The 15,913-nt window shown below is 71.9% G+C and carries 14 protein-coding genes and 1 riboswitch; of the genes, 10 read left to right on the plus strand and 4 right to left on the minus strand.

Annotated elements, in window-relative coordinates:
• Window positions 1-83: 83 nt before the first annotated feature.
• The gene (trpD, locus tag ACIQNU_RS06215) at window positions 84-1,148 is read left to right on the plus strand and encodes an anthranilate phosphoribosyltransferase (protein ID WP_401361422.1); all 1,065 of its coding nucleotides are present in this window, start codon (window positions 84-86) and stop codon (window positions 1,146-1,148) included.
• 82 nt (window positions 1,149-1,230) lie between these two features.
• A riboswitch (SAM riboswitch) is annotated at window positions 1,231-1,347 on the plus strand.
• A 201-nt stretch (window positions 1,348-1,548) separates the two neighbouring features.
• On the plus strand, window positions 1,549-2,961 hold the full coding sequence (locus ACIQNU_RS06220; protein WP_401361424.1) for an aminotransferase class V-fold PLP-dependent enzyme: 1,413 nt from the start codon (window positions 1,549-1,551) through the stop codon (window positions 2,959-2,961).
• A gap of 38 nt (window positions 2,962-2,999) precedes the next feature.
• Here the strand turns inward: ACIQNU_RS06220 and ACIQNU_RS06225 are convergent, their stop codons facing one another.
• Complete coding sequence (locus ACIQNU_RS06225) at window positions 3,000-3,281, minus strand: Lrp/AsnC ligand binding domain-containing protein (protein WP_366828688.1); 282 nt, start codon at window positions 3,279-3,281, stop codon at window positions 3,000-3,002.
• Complete coding sequence (locus tag ACIQNU_RS06230) at window positions 3,278-4,024, minus strand: rhomboid family intramembrane serine protease (RefSeq protein WP_401361426.1); 747 nt, start codon at window positions 4,022-4,024, stop codon at window positions 3,278-3,280. The genes ACIQNU_RS06225 and ACIQNU_RS06230 overlap by 4 nt, the downstream gene beginning before the upstream one ends.
• Before the next feature lie 182 nt (window positions 4,025-4,206).
• On the opposite strand from ACIQNU_RS06230, the gene ACIQNU_RS06235 reads away from it, so the two are divergent.
• The 5 genes from ACIQNU_RS06235 (at window position 4,207) to ACIQNU_RS06255 (ending at window position 9,759) form a co-directional block, all read left to right on the plus strand.
• Window positions 4,207-4,446, plus strand: a complete 240-nt coding sequence (locus ACIQNU_RS06235) for a hypothetical protein (protein WP_401361428.1) — start codon at window positions 4,207-4,209, stop codon at window positions 4,444-4,446.
• A gap of 34 nt (window positions 4,447-4,480) precedes the next feature.
• A complete protein-coding gene (locus ACIQNU_RS06240; protein ID WP_401361430.1) occupies window positions 4,481-5,830 on the plus strand; it encodes an NYN domain-containing protein in 1,350 nt (449 codons plus the stop codon).
• A gap of 341 nt (window positions 5,831-6,171) precedes the next feature.
• Entirely contained in the window at window positions 6,172-7,203 is a 1,032-nt protein-coding gene (locus ACIQNU_RS06245; RefSeq protein WP_401361432.1) for an NlpC/P60 family protein, read from the plus strand.
• Window positions 7,204-7,411: 208 nt separating this feature from the next.
• Window positions 7,412-8,440 carry an NlpC/P60 family protein gene (locus ACIQNU_RS06250; RefSeq protein ID WP_401361434.1) on the plus strand — a complete coding sequence of 343 codons (1,029 nt, stop codon included), beginning with the start codon at window positions 7,412-7,414 and terminating at the stop codon, window positions 8,438-8,440.
• A 98-nt stretch (window positions 8,441-8,538) separates the two neighbouring features.
• A complete protein-coding gene (locus tag ACIQNU_RS06255; RefSeq protein ID WP_401361436.1) occupies window positions 8,539-9,759 on the plus strand; it encodes a hypothetical protein in 1,221 nt (406 codons plus the stop codon).
• Here the strand turns inward: ACIQNU_RS06255 and ACIQNU_RS06260 are convergent.
• A complete protein-coding gene (locus ACIQNU_RS06260; RefSeq protein ID WP_401361438.1) occupies window positions 9,716-10,993 on the minus strand; it encodes a glycosyltransferase 87 family protein in 1,278 nt (425 codons plus the stop codon). The genes ACIQNU_RS06255 and ACIQNU_RS06260 overlap by 44 nt on opposite strands.
• Before the next feature lie 172 nt (window positions 10,994-11,165).
• Here ACIQNU_RS06260 and ACIQNU_RS06265 point away from each other — a divergent pair, with 172 nt between their 5' ends.
• A complete protein-coding gene (locus ACIQNU_RS06265) occupies window positions 11,166-12,308 on the plus strand; it encodes a glycosyltransferase family 4 protein (protein ID WP_401361439.1) in 1,143 nt (380 codons plus the stop codon).
• Between the two features lie 53 nt (window positions 12,309-12,361).
• On the opposite strand, the gene ACIQNU_RS06270 is transcribed toward ACIQNU_RS06265, so the two are convergent.
• Window positions 12,362-14,170 (minus strand): AMP-dependent synthetase/ligase, encoded by a 1,809-nt coding sequence (locus ACIQNU_RS06270; RefSeq protein ID WP_401361441.1) that lies wholly within the window; start codon window positions 14,168-14,170, stop codon window positions 12,362-12,364.
• Window positions 14,171-14,490: 320 nt separating this feature from the next.
• Here ACIQNU_RS06270 and ACIQNU_RS06275 point away from each other — a divergent pair, with 320 nt between their 5' ends.
• Together ACIQNU_RS06275 and ACIQNU_RS06280 are read left to right on the plus strand one after the other, a co-directional pair.
• On the plus strand, window positions 14,491-15,285 hold the full coding sequence (locus ACIQNU_RS06275) for a metallophosphoesterase (protein WP_401361443.1): 795 nt from the start codon (window positions 14,491-14,493) through the stop codon (window positions 15,283-15,285).
• Window positions 15,286-15,373: 88 nt separating this feature from the next.
• A complete protein-coding gene (locus tag ACIQNU_RS06280; protein WP_401361445.1) occupies window positions 15,374-15,814 on the plus strand; it encodes an SRPBCC family protein in 441 nt (146 codons plus the stop codon).
• Window positions 15,815-15,913 lie beyond the last annotated feature (99 nt).

A 15,913-nucleotide genomic window follows, 5' to 3' on the forward strand; every position in this document is an offset into this window, starting at 1 on the left:
ACGGGGCTCTTCGCTGTCCCCACGGCTGGATAGGGTGGCCCTGTCGGTACGTCGGTACGCATGTCTACGACCCAGGAGCGACCATGAGCGCTGTGACCCCCGCTGGAGGCGACACCACGGCGGGCCGTTCCTGGCCCCGGGTCCTGGACGCGCTTCTGTCCGGGCAGGACCAGGGCGCGGACGCCACGGCGTGGGCGATGGACCGGATCCTGCGCGGTGAGGCCACCAACGCGCAGATCGCCGGGTTCGCGGTCGCGCTGCGGGCCAAGGGCGAGACCGTCGAGGAGATCTCCGGACTCGTCCGCACCATGTACGAGCACGCCCGGGTGATCGAGGTGCCGGGGCCCAGCGTCGACATCGTGGGCACCGGCGGGGACGGCGCCCGTACCGTCAACATCTCCACGATGTCGGCGATCGTCGTCGCCGGGACCGGGGCGAAGGTCGTCAAGCACGGCAACCGGGCCGCGTCGTCGGCGAGCGGCGCGTCGGACGTCCTGGAGAAGCTCGGCGTCAATCTGGACCTGACGCCCGAGCGGGTCGCCGAGGTCGCCGAGGAGGCCGGGATCACCTTCTGCTTCGCGGTGAAGTTCCACCCGGCGCTGCGCCATGTGGCCGCTGCCCGCAGTCAACTGGGCATCAGGACCACCTTCAACTTCCTCGGCCCGCTGACCAATCCGGCCCGTGTGAAGGCCCAGGCGACCGGTGTCGCGGATGCCCGGATGGCGCCGATCATGGCCGGGGTGCTCGCCGAGCGCGGCTCGTCGGCGCTGGTGTTCCGCGGCGACGACGGACTGGACGAGCTGACGACGACCGCCACATCGAAGGTGTGGGTGGTGCGGAACGGCGCGGTGAGCGAGCAGGCGTTCGACCCGCGGGACGTGGGGATCGAGCTGGTGCCCGTCGAGGCGCTGCGCGGAGCCGACGCCTCGTACAACGCCGAGGTCGCCCGGCGGCTGCTCGCCGGCGAGACAGGGCCCGTACGGGACGCGGTGCTGCTCAACTCGGCCGCCGCGCTGGTCGCCCTGGCACCGGGCGACGGGCCTCTCACCGAACAGATCCGCGCCCAGCTGGCCCGTGCCGCCGAGTCCATCGACTCGGGATCGGCGCGGCGGACCCTGGAGCGCTGGGTGAACGCCACCTCGAAGTGACGGACGGCCCCCGGGGGCCCGCAGGGTCCGCTATCTGGACGCCCGTTGGCCCGGCCTCCGGGTGTCTGTCATAATTTCGGCAGGTCATGAGTGACAGCGAATCGGCCCCGGCCCGCTGTCCGGCAACCCTCCGTCCGTGGCGGGGTGCCCCGGGTGAAGACCAGGTCGTAGGCAGCGAGGTCTACGGCAAGCGCGGACCCCTCGCTCCACCAGGGGTCCTGGTCGTCGAGGGAGCAGTCTCGTGAGCAAGCGAATGCGATAGGGCGCAGAGCCCCGCCTCCGCACACACCCCCGTCCGGTGTGATCGTCCCCCCCTTCCCGTGCCGTCCTGGTGTGGCCCGCGTCTTCGCGCGGCCCCCGACGGCGCGGTCATCTCGCTTGCCACTCACGGGAGTTCGCCATGTCCGTCGCCACCACTGCCGTCGCCACCGCCACCGCCACCGCCACTGCCCCTTCCGCCGAAGCCGGCTGTACCCCGCTGCCCGTCCTCGGCCGTGACGTCCGCGTCCCGCTCGTCACCGGCGGCGATGTCACGTACGCCGCCCTCGACTACGCCGCCAGCGCCCCCGCCCTCCAGCGCGTCTGGGACGACGTCGCCGCCTACGCCCCGTACTACGGCAGCGTCCACCGCGGCGCCGGATACCTCTCGCAGCTCTCCACCGACCTGTTCGAGAACGCCCGGAAGACCGTCGCCGACTTCCTCGACTGCCGCGACGGCGACCAGGTCGTGTTCACCCGCTCCACCACCGACTCGCTGAACCTGCTCGCCGCAGCGCTGCCCGCCGGTTGCGAGGTCTTCGTCTTCGAGACCGAGCACCACGCCTCGCTGCTGCCCTGGCGCGACGCCCGCACCACCTACCTCGACGCGCCCCGCACCCACGCCGACGCCGTCCGCACCCTGGAGCGCGCCCTCGCCGACCGCGATCCGCAGGGGTCGGCCCTGGTCTGTGTCACCGGCGCCTCCAATGTGACCGGCGAGCTGTGGCCGGTGCGGGAGCTGGCCGCCGCCGCGCACGCGCACGGCGCCCGGATCGTCCTCGACGCCGCCCAGCTCGCGCCCCACCACCCCGTCTCCGTCCAGGAACTGGACGTCGACTGGGTCGCCTTCTCGGGACACAAGCTGTACGCGCCGTTCGGCTCCGGTGTGCTCGCGGGGCGCGCCGACTGGCTGCGGGACGCCGAGCCGTACCTCGCCGGTGGCGGCGCCTCACGGAAGGTCGCGCGCCGCGCCGACGGCGGAGTGGACGTCGAGTGGCACGACAGCGCCGCCCGGCACGAGGCCGGCTCGCCCAATGTGATCGGGGCCTACTCCATCGCCTCCGCCTGCACGGCCCTTCAGGAGGCGGGCTTCGACTCGCTCGTGGCGCGGGAGCGGCAGCTCATCGACGCCGTGCGCACGGGCCTCGCCGAGGTGCCCGAGGTGCGGATCCTGTCGCTGTTCGGCGACGACGCCCCGCGCGTGGGCGTCCTCTCCTTCGTCGTCGACGGCTGGAACAGCTCGCACTTCGCGGCGGCGCTCTCCGCCGAGTACGGCATCGGCGTACGCGACGGTCTGTTCTGTGCCCACCCGCTGGTCCGCACCCTCCTCGGCGCGGAGCCGGGCGACACCGGCGAGTGCGGGGCGCCTGAGGCGGCGCCGGGGGAGCCGTCCCTCAACGCCATCCGGGTCAGCTTCGGTGCCGGCACGCCCGACGAGCATGTGGAGCGTTTCGTACGGGCCGTCCGGGAGCTGGTCACCGAGGGCGCGCGGTGGACCTACCGCACCGAGGACGGCCGCTGCGTCCCGGCCACCGGAAGCGAAGGGTCCCGCTAGTAATCAGGAATCAGGAATCAGGCAGCAGGCAGCAGGAATCAGGAGTCCAGGCCGATCGCGAAAGCGGCCTCCAGGTCGTGCTGCGAGTACGTACGGAACGCCACATGCGTGTCCGTGCCCTCGACGCCCGGGATCTTGCTGATACGGCCGGGGATGACATCCGCCAGATCGTCATGGGACCGCACCCGGACCATGGCGATCAGGTCATAGGTGCCGGTGACCGAGAAGACCTCGCTGACGCTGTCCAGCGCGGCGATCGACTCCGCGATCTCCGGAATGCGGTCCACGCTGGTCTTGATGAGCACGATCGCGGTGATCACGGCTTGCTGTCTCCCTCGGTGGCCGTGGCTGGTTGCCTCACTCTAGCCGTCCGCCCGCAACGCCCCCACGCGTAGACGAACCCCACTAAGAAGCCGATCAGGTGCGCCAGATACGCCACCCCGGGACCCTGGCTGTCCTGGCCCGTGGCCAGCCATTGGAGTAACGCCCAGAACGGCAGGACCATCCACGCGGGAAAGCGCAGCGGCAGGAAGAAGAGGAACGGGAACACGCTGGTGACGCGTGCCTTGGGGAAGAGATAGAGGAAGGCGCCGAGCACCGCCGCGATCGCCCCCGACGCGCCCACCAGGGTCTGCGTCGAATCGGCGTGCACCAGCGCGTACCCGAACAGCGCGAAGTAGCCGCAGCACAGATAGAACAGCGCGAACTGGAACCGGCCCATCCGCTCCTCGGCCATGATCCCGAAGACGCACAGGAAGAGCATGTTGCCCAGCAGGTGCGGCCAGGTGCCGTGGATGAACAGGGCGGTCGCCGGGGTGACCGCGGCGCCCGGGTCACCGCTGAACAGGTCCGCCGGAATCACCCCCCAGCGCGCGAAGTACGCCCGCTGCGCCACAAGGATTTCGTCCCCGGTCCCGTACACCGGGTTCAGCCCCGAGCCCGGCCCTAAGACGAAGACCAGACAGCAGGCGGCGACGAGCGCGTAGGTCACCGGGGCGGTGGGCAGGCCGCGCGGCATGCGTCCGATCGTCGTTCCCGTCTTGCCACCCCGAGTCCCGATCATGACCAGATCATGGCGGAAAGCGGCCATACCTGACAGATCGCCTCGCCGGTTCCGATGCCGGAGCGGGGGCCCCCGGGCAGGCCGTAGGGTTACGGCCACACGCGCCGGGAAGGACGGGCGCACCATGGAGAAGACGGGTGCGCCACGGCGCGCCCCCGGTGACGAAGGAAGCGACGGCCCCGATGACGGTTCCCCTGCCGACCGACCGCACCCGCTGGCGGTGCACGCTCTGCGGCAACCTCACCCGCTTCGACGTGACCCGTTCGTCGAAGGTCGTCGAGTATGTCCATCTCGACCTGGCCGGTGAGCCGAAGATCGAGGAACGCGACGTCGTCAGTGAGACCATCGAGTCCGTGCGATGCCGCTGGTGCAACGCCGTGGATCAGGTGGAACTCGTGGACAGGCCGGGCGCCGGCTCCTGACGGAGCGGGCCCCGCACAGCTAGTGGGGTGACCGATGGTGGAGAGCGGAGGCGGGGGGCCGGAGGACGGCGCCGCTGAGGTGCTCGACCGCCCGCTGCCCGAAGGTGTGCGGCGCCGGGTCGTCCAGATCGTGTCGGACGGCTTCGGCGGACTCACCGTGGCCGAACTGCCCGCACCTCTGCGGCAGTACGCGCGCTTCACCCCGACCCGGCGCGTCAAGTTCGCGGGCAACGCCATGGCCGCGGCGCTGGAGAACGACACCCTGTTCCGGCAGCGCATCGCCGAACGCCTGCGCGAGACCCAGCCGGAGATCGCCGGCGCGCTCGACTCCGGGGCGCCGCCGCCCGCCGCCGATCCGCTGGACGTCGCCGCCGCCGCGTACGTCCTGCGCCCGACGGGCTGGGTGAAGCTCGTCGCCGCCGCGGGCGAGGAGGCGCAGCGCGCCGACGCCGAGCGGGTCGACGAGGAGACCCGGCAGGAGCTGGAGCGGCTGCGCGACGAACTGGCCGGCGCCCGCGCGCAGACCCGGGCCGAGACCGAACGGCTGCGCACCGAACTCGACGCGGCGAAGCGGGAAGCCGAATCGCTTCACCGCAAGCTGCGCGGGGCCCTCAGCGATGTGAAGCGGGGCGAGGCGGCGCTGCGCAAGGCGCACGCCGAGAGCGACACCCTGCGGGGTGAGACGCAGGCGCAGGTGTCGGCGGCCGAGAGCGAGAGCCGCCGGCTCAGGACGCGGCTCGGGGAGGCCGAGGCCGCCCTGGAGGCCAGCCGCAGGGCCGCCCGCGAGGGCCGCAGCGTCGAGGACATGCGGGTGCGGCTGCTCCTCGACACCGTCCTGGAGTCCGCCCAGGGGCTGCGCAGGGAACTCGCGCTGCCGCCCGTGTCGGTACGGCCCGCCGAGACCGTGGACGCCGTCGAGCCCGGCCGGATGACCCCCAAGGACATCGCCGCGCGCGCCCTGTCCGAGCACGACCCGGCCATCATCGACCAGTTGCTCGCCCTGCCGCAGGCCCATCTCGTCGTCGACGGCTACAACGTGACCAAGACCGGCTATCCGCAGATGCCGCTGGAGAAGCAGCGGCTGCGGCTCCTCGGGCAGCTGTCGCTGCTCGCCGCGCAGACCGGTGCCGAGGTGACCTGTGTCTTCGACGGCGCCGAACTGGCCGCGCCCGTGCTGCTCGCGCCGCCGCGCGGGGTGCGGGTGCTGTTCTCGAAACCCGGGGTCACCGCCGACGAGTTGATCCGCCGGCTGGTGCGTGCCGAACCGCCGGGGCGGCCCGTGATCGTCGTGTCGACGGACCGCGAGGTGGCCGACGGGGTCGCCAAGGCGGGCGCGCGTCCGGTCGCCTCCGTGGTGCTGCTCAAGCGCCTCTCGCACGGCTGAGCGTCCTGCCCCGCGTGGTGCCGTCGATGCGCGCGGCATAAGGCCCGTAGGCACCCTAAGTCTCCCCCCATCCCCTCCGTAACCTCTGTTCCGCATGCCCGAATTGGCGTGTTCTGATCGCGACATAGGGTCAATCGAGCATCACTGCACGTGTGTTGTCGGCAAAGAAACCTCCGGGAGACCGACTTTTTTCTCATGAGGATTTGAACTGATCACAAGAAGGTCACTAAGGTCAGGCGTCGAACCTCCACTCGGGTGATCACTCATAAGGAGTGACGGTGGAGGGGCACCGCCCGCCGGCGTTCTCGGCAGGCGGCTGAGGGAAGAAGGAGCTCGCCTCCGTGGCGTCCCACCGTCGACCGAAGCAGCCGAGCCGCACCCGCGTGACTGTGCTCACCGCGACCGCCGCCGCAGCCGTGGCACTGACCTCCCAGGCCGCTCAGGCCGCCCCGAGCGCCAAGCCGAGCAAGGACGAGGTCAAGTCCAAGGTCGACAAGCTCTACGAAGAGGCGGAGAAGGCCACCGAGAAGTACAACGGGGCCAAGGAGAAGCAGGAAAAGCTCGAAAAGCAGATCGGCAACCTCCAGGACAAGGTGGCCCGCGGCCAGGACGAGCTGAACGACCTGCGCGGCGGCCTCGGTTCGATGGCCAGTGCCCAGTACCGCACCGGCGGCATCGACCCCTCGGTCCAGCTGTTCCTCTCCGCCGACCCGGACGACTACCTCGACAAGGCGTCCACGCTCGACCAGCTCAGCGGCCAGCAGGTCGAGGCGCTGAAGAAGATCCAGGAGAAGCAGCGCTCGCTCTCGCAGCAGCGCCAGGAAGCCTCCGACAAGCTGGGCGACCTCGCCGACACCCGGACCGAACTCGGCAAGAAGAAGAAGGAAGTCCAGGGCAAGCTCGGTGAGGCGCAGAAGCTCCTCAACACCCTGACCGCGCAGGAGAAGGCGGCCCTCGCCGAGGAGGACCAGCGCGCCAGCCGCGCCAGCGAGCGCTCCGCCCTCAGCTCGGGCAAGCCCGCCAGCGGCTTCTCCGGCTCCGCCTACGGCGCCGCGCAGAGCAAGATCGGCTCGCCGTACGTCTACGGCGCCAGCGGCCCCGGCTCCTTCGACTGCTCGGGCCTCACCTCCTGGGCCTTCGCCCAGGCCGGCGTGACGATTCCCCGCACCTCGCAGGCCCAGGCCAACGCCGGTACGCGCATCTACTCGCAGAGCGATCTCCAGGTCGGCGACCTGGTCATCTTCTACAGCGACCTGCACCACGTCGGCTTCTACGCGGGCGGCGGCCAGGTCCTGCACGCCCCGCGCACCGGCGCCAATGTGCGCTACGAGTCGATCAACAACATGCCGTACCAGTTCGGCGTCCGTATCTGACCTCCGGCGCCCGTGCCGGTACCGCCCGATCGGGCGAATTCCGGTGCGTCCCGCTGACCCCGCGCCCCGTCGGTGACCTGCGTCTCCGGCGGGGCGTCACCGTGCGTGCACGGCGCGGTCTTTGGCCCCCGGGTGATCACACGGCTACTGTCTGCCGCGCATTCCCCCGAATCCGGGGGTCCGTCAGCGGAAGGGAGAGCGGCTACCCGTGGGGTCCCATCGCCGTCCCGCAGCCTCCGGTCTCGACCGGAGCACCCGGGTCACCGTCCTGTCCGCCGCCGCGGCCACCGCGGCAGCCGCCTTAGGAGCGGCACCCGCGGGCGCCGCGCCCCGGGACACACCGGCCGACACCAGGACCGAGGTGGACCGGCTGTACACGCAGGCGGAACAGGCCACCGAGGCGTTCAACAGCGCGGACGAACGCGCGGACCGGCTCCGCAAGAAGGTGTCCACGGCGCAGGACCGGATCGCCCGGGGGCAGGACCGCGTCAACACCATGCGCGGCGCCCTCGGCGCACTGGCCGGGGCGCAGTACCGGGCGGGCGGCGTCGACCCCTCGCTCGCGCTGCTGCTCTCCTCCGACCCGGCCGGATACCTCGACAGGGCGGCGACCCTGGACCGCGTCAGCGCCCGCCAGGCGGGTGAGCTGAGGGAACTCCTCGCGGCGCAGCGCGACCTCACCCAGGAGCGCGCCGACGCCACCCGCACACTCGCCGACCTGGAGCGCAGCCGCCAGGCCGTGGCCCGCCACAAGCGGGTCGTCGAACGGAAGCTGGGCGAGGCCCGCCGTCTCCTCGCGGCGCTGCCGCCCGGCGAGCGCGACGCCTACGACCGGGCATCCCGCTCAGGGCGCGACACGCTGCCCGACCTCGGCGGCTCCGCCGCCCCGTCGGCGCGCGCGGCGGCGGCCGTCGCCGCGGCCCGCTCGGCCGTCGGCCGCCCGTACGTCTGGGGAGCCAACGGCCCCTCCGGGTTCGACTGTTCGGGCCTGACGCAGTGGTCGTACGGCCAGGCCGGTGTCGGACTGCCGCGCACCTCGCAGGCCCAGCGGTACGCGGGCCATCAGGTGCCGCTCTCGCAGGCGCGCCCCGGCGACCTGGTCGCGTACCGCAGCGACGCCAGCCACATCGGGATGTACGTCGGCAACGGCCAGGTGATCCACGCGCCCTATCCGGGCGCCCCCGTGCGCTACGACCCCGTCGGGATGATGCCGGTCTCGTCGGTCACCCGGGTCTGAGGTCACCCGGTCCGACGTAACCCGGGTCCGGCCCGGCGCGGCCGGATCCCGACCGCGCCCCGTTCGCGCCGCGCCCGTCACCTCGTACGATCGGCCGGGTGGCGGGTCGACGGCAGGGACGGCAGAGCGGACGGACGGCGGTTCTGTGGCTCGTACTGGGAGCCCTGGGCGCCGTCCTCGTCGGCTGCGGCGGGTCCCCGGCGCCCGACACGGCGACCGGTGAGATCCAGCGGCTCCTGGACCGGCGGGCGCGCGCGGTGCTCGCCCAGGACGCGTCCGCGTACCGCGCCACCGGTGACCCGGCCCCGGCAGCCGGCGGCGACACCTTCCGCAACCTCCGCGACGTCCCGCTGGCCGCCTGGACGTACCGCGTGACCGCCGTCCACCGCTCGGGCACCCGCGCCACCGCCGACGCCGACCTCGCCTACCGGATCGAGGGCTACGACCGCGCCCCCGTCGTCACCCCGCGCACCCTCGACCTCCGTGAGCGCGACGGGCGCTGGTACGTGACCGGGGACCGCCCCGCCGGCAAGGCGGGACGGCAGCTCTGGGAGCAGGGTCCGGTCGGGGTGGCGCGGGGTGCGCACAGCCTGGTCCTGGGCGTCGGGCAGGACGAGGCGGGGCTGCGCGGCTTCGCGCGCCTCGCCGACCGCGCGGTGCCCCAGGTGAGCGCCGCGTGGGGCGAGGACTGGACCCGGCAGGTCGTCGTCCTCGTACCGAAGACCCTGGACGACATGGCGGGGCTCCTGGGGGCGCCCGCGAGCGGGTACCGGGGGATCGCCGCCGTCACCACCGGGGAAGCCGGTGGATCGGCGCGGGCGCCCGCGGACCGGATCATCCTCAACCCGGAGGCGTACGGCGCGCTCGGCGACTTCGGCAAGCAGGTCGTCCTCACCCATGAGTCGACGCATGTGGCGACCCGCGCCCGGACATCGGCGGCGACCCCGCTCTGGCTCTCCGAGGGCTACGCCGACTGGGTGGGCTACCGGGACACCGGGCGCACCCCGGCCCAGGCCGCGCCCGAACTGGAGGCGGCGGTGGTCGCCGGGCGGGTGCCCGCCGCGCTGCCGAAGGACGAGGACTTCGGCTTCGGCCGGGACGCCGACGCGCTCGCCCAGGCGTACGAGGGCGGCTGGCTGGCCTGCCGGATGATCGCCGAGCAATGGGGCGAGTCCGAGCTGAACGCCTTCTACCGGGCGGTCGGCGCCCACGGGAAGCGGGCGGGCGCGGTCGAGACGGCGCTGCGGGACGTCCTGGACACCACCCCGGAGCAGTTCACCGAGCGCTGGCAGCGGTATCTGCGGACGGAACTCGGCTGATCCGTGGTGGCGCGGCGGGGCCCTGCTTCTGCCGCCGCGCCGGCTCGGTGACCGTACGGCGCCACAGCCGCACCGAGGCCAGGACGGTCGCGGCCACCAGCAGCGCGTTGCGGGCGCCGAGCAGGGCGATACCCAGCCAGTCGCTCGCGACGACATGAGAGAACCAGACCGGGAACTCCAGGGTCGTGACCAGCGTCGCGGCCAGGACCAGCAGGGCGGGCGCCCCCATCCGGGTGCCACGGAACGCGAGACACACGGCGGCCAGACCCACCAGCCACACCATGTACTGGGGGCTGATCACCCGGCTCGTCGTGGTGAACAGCAGCACCGCGACGAAGGCCGCGTCGGCGGGCGTGCTCGCCGTCCAGGCACGCGCCCGCAGCCGCCACAGCACCAGCCAGCCGAGCGCGAGCACCGACAGGGCCTGCGCGAGGAAGCTCACCAGCGGCACGTACGGGCCCAGGAACTCCACCGAGCCGTAGTTGAGCTGGGCGTGCCCCGACCAGCCGAAGTGCCGGGCGACATGGAAGACCAGGGAGCCCAGCGACTCGATCTCGGTGCCCCGGTCCCGCTGGAAGCCGAGGAACGACAGCGCGCCCGGCATCGTCACCGCGAACCCGGCGAGCAGGGCGGCGCCCGTCACCAGCGCCGCCGTCCAGGACCGGAGCGTCGCCCGGCCGCGCGGGGTGCCGGTGAGCAGCAGCACCGGCCACACCTTGAGCATGGCGCCCAGGCCCGCGAGGACGCCCATCATCCGCGGGTGCCGTGCCCCGGCGAGCAGGGCCGTGACGGCGACCGCGGTCACCATCAGGTCGTAGCGGGCGTACGCGGTCGGGCCGAGCAGCGGGACTCCGACGACCCACACCCAGGCGCCGCGCGCCGACTTGCCGGGGCGGGTGCCCGCGTACTGGAGGAGTCCGAGTACCACGGCGTCCGCGCACAGGACGAGCACGAAGAACGCCGACGCGTAGTCCAGGAACGGCAGCAGACCGGGGGAGAGGATCGCGAAGGCGGCGGCGGGCGGGTACTGCCAGGTGACGTCGTCGAGCGGGAAGGTGCCGTGGCGCAGGATCTCGAACCAGCCCTGGTAGATCACTGAGACATCGCTGGTCACATCGGGGCCGGGGAAGCCGATGACCTTGAAGACGAGCAACAGGAGCATGGCTCTCGTCGCGAGCCACGTCGTGAGGATCCAGCCGTACTCGGGGACCCTTTTCCCCCATGCGCCCGTCATACCCACCTCGTTCTCATAGCCCTTTGGTCAGTTTTTCGCTGTTTGCGCTATTTGTCCGGGGTCTCCATCATGCAGGGCACCGCCGCGCCCGTGCCATCAGGCGGGGCCGGTGCGGTGCCGTCCGGCCGGTGGCGTTCGGCGGGCGCGGTGCCGTTCGGTACTGTCGGCGGCGATGCACAAGACCCTGATCGTCACGAACGACTTCCCGCCCCGGCCCGGTGGAATCCAGGCGTTCCTGCACAACATGGCGCTGCGCCTCGACCCGGACCGCATCGTCGTCTACGCCTCCACCTGGAAGCGCGGCCACGAGGGCGCCGAGGCCACCGCGGCCTTCGACGCCGAACAGCCTTTCACGGTCGTACGGGACCGTACGACGATGCTCCTTCCGACCCCCCGGACCACCCGGCGCGCGGTCGGGCTGCTGCGGGAGCACGGCTGTACGTCGGTCTGGTTCGGGGCCGCGGCACCGCTCGGTCTGATGGCGCCCGCACTGCGCTCCGCCGGAGCGCGGCGGCTGGTCGCCACCACCCACGGGCACGAGGCCGGCTGGGCCCAGCTCCCCGCGTCCCGGCAACTGCTGCGCCGCATCGGCGAGCACACCGACACGCTCACCTACCTGGGCGAGTACACCCGCTCCCGGATCGCCGCCGCGCTCACGCCCGAAGCCGCCGCGCGGATGGTCCAACTCCCGCCCGGCGTCGACGAGAAGACCTTCCACCCGGACTCCGGCGGCGCCGCGGTCCGGGCCCGGCTCGGCCTCGCGGACCGGCCCGTCGTGGTCTGCGTCTCGCGGCTCGTCCCGCGCAAGGGCCAGGACACCCTCATCCGGGCGATGCCCCGGATCCTGGCCGCCCGCCCCGACACCGTGCTGCTGATCGTGGGCGGCGGCCCGTACGAGAAGGACCTGCGCACCCTCGCGCGAGGCACCGGGGTCGCCGACTCCGTCCGCTTCACGGGCGCCGTCCCCTGGTCGGAGCTGCCCGCGCACTACGGCGCCGGTGACGTCTTCGCCATGCCGTGCCGTACGCGAAGGGGCGGCCTCGACGTCGAGGGCCTGGGCATCGTCTATCTGGAGGCGTCCGCGACCGGACTGCCCGTCGTCGCGGGCGACTCGGGCGGCGCCCCGGACGCCGTGCTCGACGGGGAGACGGGCTGGGTCGTACGCGGCGGGGACGCACCGGAGACCGCCGACCGCGTCCTCGCCCTCCTCGCGGACCCGGAACTCCGTGCCCGCATGGGCGAGCGAGGGCGCGCCTGGGTGGAGGAGAAATGGCGCTGGGATCTGCTGGCGGAGCGCCTGAAGGAGCTGTTGTGACGGGCGGCCCGGGGTAGTCGGCGCCGGAGTGGCGGCTTCCGTGGATCGGGGTGTCAGCCCCGGTAGATCGACTCGATCTCGTCCGCGAAGTCCTTCGCCACAACATTCCGCTTGAGCTTCAGCGAGGGCGTCAGATGCCCCGAGTCCTCGGTGAACTGGGACGGCAGCACCCGGAACTTACGGACGGACTCCGCCTGGGACACCGCCGCGTTGCCGTCGTCCACCGCGCTCTGGATCGCATCAAGCAGATCCGGGTCCTCGCGCAGCGCGGCGGCCGTTCCCTCCGCTTTGCCGTGCTCCCGGGCCCAGCGCCCCAGGAACTCCTCGTCCAGAGTGATGAGCGCGCCCACGAAGGGGCGGCCCTCGCCGACGACCATGCACTCGGCGACCAGCGCGTGCGCCCGGATCCGGTCCTCGATCACCGCGGGGGCGACGTTCTTGCCGCCCGCCGTCACGATGATCTCCTTCTTGCGGCCGGTGATCCGCAGATACCCGTCCTCGTCCAGGGTCCCGATGTCGCCGCTGTGGAACCAGCCGTCGGCCAGCGCCTCCGCCGTCGCGGCCTCGTTGTTCCAGTACCCGGCGAACAGGTGCTCGCCGTGCAGCAGCACCTCGCCGTCGTCCGCGATCCGCACCACCGAACCGGGCATCGGCTGGCCGACCGTACCGATCTTCTGCCGGTCCCACGGGTTGAACGTCGTCGCCGCGCACGTCTCCGTCAGGCCGTAGCCCTCCAGAACCGTGAAGCCGATACCGCGGAAGAAGTGACCCAGGCGCTCACCGAGCGGGGCGCCGCCGGAGATCGCGTACTCGCCGCGCCCGCCGAGCACCGCGCGCAGCTTGCCGTAGACCAGCTTGTCGAAGGCGCGGTGCTTGATCCGCAGCCCGAGCGAGGGACCCGACGGCGCGTCGAGGGCGCGGCTGTACGCGATGGCCGCGTCCGCCGCCTTGTCGAAGATCTTGCCCTTGCCGTCGGCCTGCGCCTTGGCCCGCGCCGAGTTGTAGACCTTCTCGAAGACCCGCGGCACCCCGAGGATCAACGTCGGCCGGAACGAGGCGAGTTCATCGGTCAGATGCTTGATGTCCGCGACATGGCCCAGCTTGATCGGCGCCATCATCGCCGCGATCTGCACCAGCCGCCCGAAGACATGGGCGATCGGGAGGAACAGCAGCACCGAGCACTCGCCCGTACGGAACAGCGGACGCAGCCGCTCCACGGCGTTGCCGCACTCCGCGAAGAAGCTGCGGTGGGTCAGCACACAGCCCTTCGGGCGGCCCGTGGTGCCCGAGGTGTAGACGATGGTCGCCGGATCGTCGGCCTTGGCGAGCGACGAGCGCTCCTCGACCGTCGCGTCATCGACGTCCGCGCCGAGCCGCCCCAACTCCTCGACGGCGCCGGGCGCGCCGCCGCCCGCGTCGATCTGCCAGACCTGGGTGAGCGCCGGCAGCCGGTCCCGTACCGCCTCGACGATCTTGGTGTGCGCGTCCTGCTCCACCAGGCAGGCCACCGCGCCCGAGTCGGACAGCACCCACTGCACCTGCTCGGGCGAGCTGGTCTCGTACACCGGGACCGTCACGGCGCCCGCGCTCCAGATCGCGAAGTCGAGGAGCGTCCACTCGTAGCGGGTGCGCGACATCAGGCCGACCCGGTCGCCGGGTCGCACGCCCGAGGCGATCAGACCCTTCGCCGCCGTTCGGACCTCGGCGAGGAAGGCCGTGGCCGTGACGTCCCGCCAGGCGCCGTCGGTCTTCCGGGCGATCACGGCGACATCCGGATGCTGCGCGGCGTTTCTGCGGACGATGTCGGTCAGATTGCCGTCCGCGGGGACCTCGTACAGGGCCGGAAGGCTGAACTCGCGCAAGACTGCTGCTCCTCATACGGCGCCGGCGCCACGACGGTGTGCTGCTGCGGCGGTGCGGTCCAACGGCTCGGGCAGGTGCTCGGGGTTCAGGGATCGGGGTTCCTGGAGACCGGATCGATGAAACCGTGAGCACTACTGGACGGCCCGGACGTTACCCATCGGTACGGCTCCTTCGATAGAGGGTTCCGGCCAGATGTTCGCTGCGTCACATGTCATGGAGTTCCTGCGCGCACAGTAGTCCACCCGCTTCATGACTAGGAAGTCACCGCAGGTCCGGCCGCCCCTACCTTCCGCCGTCCGCCGGATCTAGGGTGATCGCCATGGCAGGTAGGCGAGCGGAAGCGCGCTCCACGCGCGTTCATGTGGTCAGCGACGTGCACGGCAACACCCGTGACCTGGCCCGTGCGGGCGACGGCGCCGACGCCCTGATCTGCCTCGGTGACCTGGTGCTTTTCCTCGACTACGCCGACCATTCGCGCGGTATCTTCCCCGACCTCTTCGGCACCGAGAACGCGGACCGCATCGTCGAACTCCGCACCGCCCGCCGCTTCGAGGAGGCCCGCGACTTCGGGGCGAGCCTGTGGGCGGGCATCGGCGACCGCGCCGGTGCCATCGAGAACGCGGTGCGCCGGCAGTACGCCGAGATGTTCGCGGCCTTCCCGACACCGACGTACGCCACCTACGGCAATGTCGACATCCCGACCTTGTGGCCGGAGTACGCCCGCCCCGGTACGACGGTCCTCGACGGGCAGCGGGCCGAGATCGGCGGCCGGGTCTTCGGCTTCGTCGGCGGCGGACTGCGCACCCCGATGCACACGCCATACGAGATCAGCGACGAGGAGTACGCCGCCAAGATCGAGGCGGTCGGCGAGGTCGACGTGCTGTGCACCCACATCCCGCCGGACGTTCCGGAACTCTGCTACGACACCGTGCCGCGCCGCTTCGAGCGGGGCAGCCGCGCCCTCCTCGCCGCGATCCACCGCACCCGGCCCCGGTACGCGCTGTTCGGCCATGTCCACCAGCCGCTGGTCCGGCGGATGCGGATCGGCGCCACGGAGTGCGTGAACGTGGGGCACTTCGCGTCGGCGGGCAGGCCGTGGGCGCTGGAGTGGTGACGGGCCGGGGCCTGGGACGGTGACGGCGTGCTGCGCGGTAGCCTTCACAGCGCACCCCGACCGGACCGCATCTGGAGGAGCCACGGCGATGGCGGAACACACCAGTTCGAGCATCACGATCGAGGCGGCACCGGCCGACGTCATGGGAGTGATCGCCGACTTCGCGCGCTACCCGGACTGGACCGGCGAGGTCAAGGAGGCCGAGATCCTGGCCACCGACGACCAGGGCCGCGCCGAACAGGTCCACCTCGTCATGGACGCGGGCGCCATCAAGGACGACCAGACCCTCGCGTACACCTGGACCGGTGACCACGAGGTGAGCTGGACCCTGGTCAAGTCCCAGATGCTGCGCTCCCTGGACGGCTCCTACCTCCTCAAGCCGGCCGGCACGGGCGGCACGGAGGTCACCTACCAGCTCACGGTCGACGTCAAGATCCCCATGCTCGGCATGATCAAGCGCAAGGCCGAGAAGGTCATCATCGACCGGGCTCTGGCGGGCTTGAAGAAGCGAGTGGAAACGGGCTCCTGATCCCAGTCGGCTCATAGGCGAGCCCGCCCCCTGTCCTCAGTGAACCCGCCCTCGTTGTGGGCAGGCGTTCCGCACGGCGATGGGGGCACCACCCTGTCG

The organism is Streptomyces sp. NPDC091292, from assembly GCF_044757265.1.
Taxonomy (GTDB): Bacteria; Actinomycetota; Actinomycetes; order Streptomycetales; family Streptomycetaceae; genus Streptomyces.

Coding starts and splice junctions, on each gene's coding strand:
- trpD (WP_401361422.1), top strand. CDS start 84: ATGAGCGCTGTGACCCCCGCTGGAGGCGACACCACGGCGGGCCGTTCC.
- ACIQNU_RS06220 (WP_401361424.1), top strand. CDS start 1,549: ATGTCCGTCGCCACCACTGCCGTCGCCACCGCCACCGCCACCGCCACT.
- ACIQNU_RS06230 (WP_401361426.1), bottom strand. CDS start 4,024: ATGATCGGGACTCGGGGTGGCAAGACGGGAACGACGATCGGACGCATG.
- ACIQNU_RS06235 (WP_401361428.1), top strand. CDS start 4,207: ATGACGGTTCCCCTGCCGACCGACCGCACCCGCTGGCGGTGCACGCTC.
- ACIQNU_RS06240 (WP_401361430.1), top strand. CDS start 4,481: ATGGTGGAGAGCGGAGGCGGGGGGCCGGAGGACGGCGCCGCTGAGGTG.
- ACIQNU_RS06260 (WP_401361438.1), bottom strand. CDS start 10,993: ATGACGGGCGCATGGGGGAAAAGGGTCCCCGAGTACGGCTGGATCCTC.
- ACIQNU_RS06265 (WP_401361439.1), top strand. CDS start 11,166: ATGCACAAGACCCTGATCGTCACGAACGACTTCCCGCCCCGGCCCGGT.
- ACIQNU_RS06275 (WP_401361443.1), top strand. CDS start 14,491: ATGGCAGGTAGGCGAGCGGAAGCGCGCTCCACGCGCGTTCATGTGGTC.
- ACIQNU_RS06280 (WP_401361445.1), top strand. CDS start 15,374: ATGGCGGAACACACCAGTTCGAGCATCACGATCGAGGCGGCACCGGCC.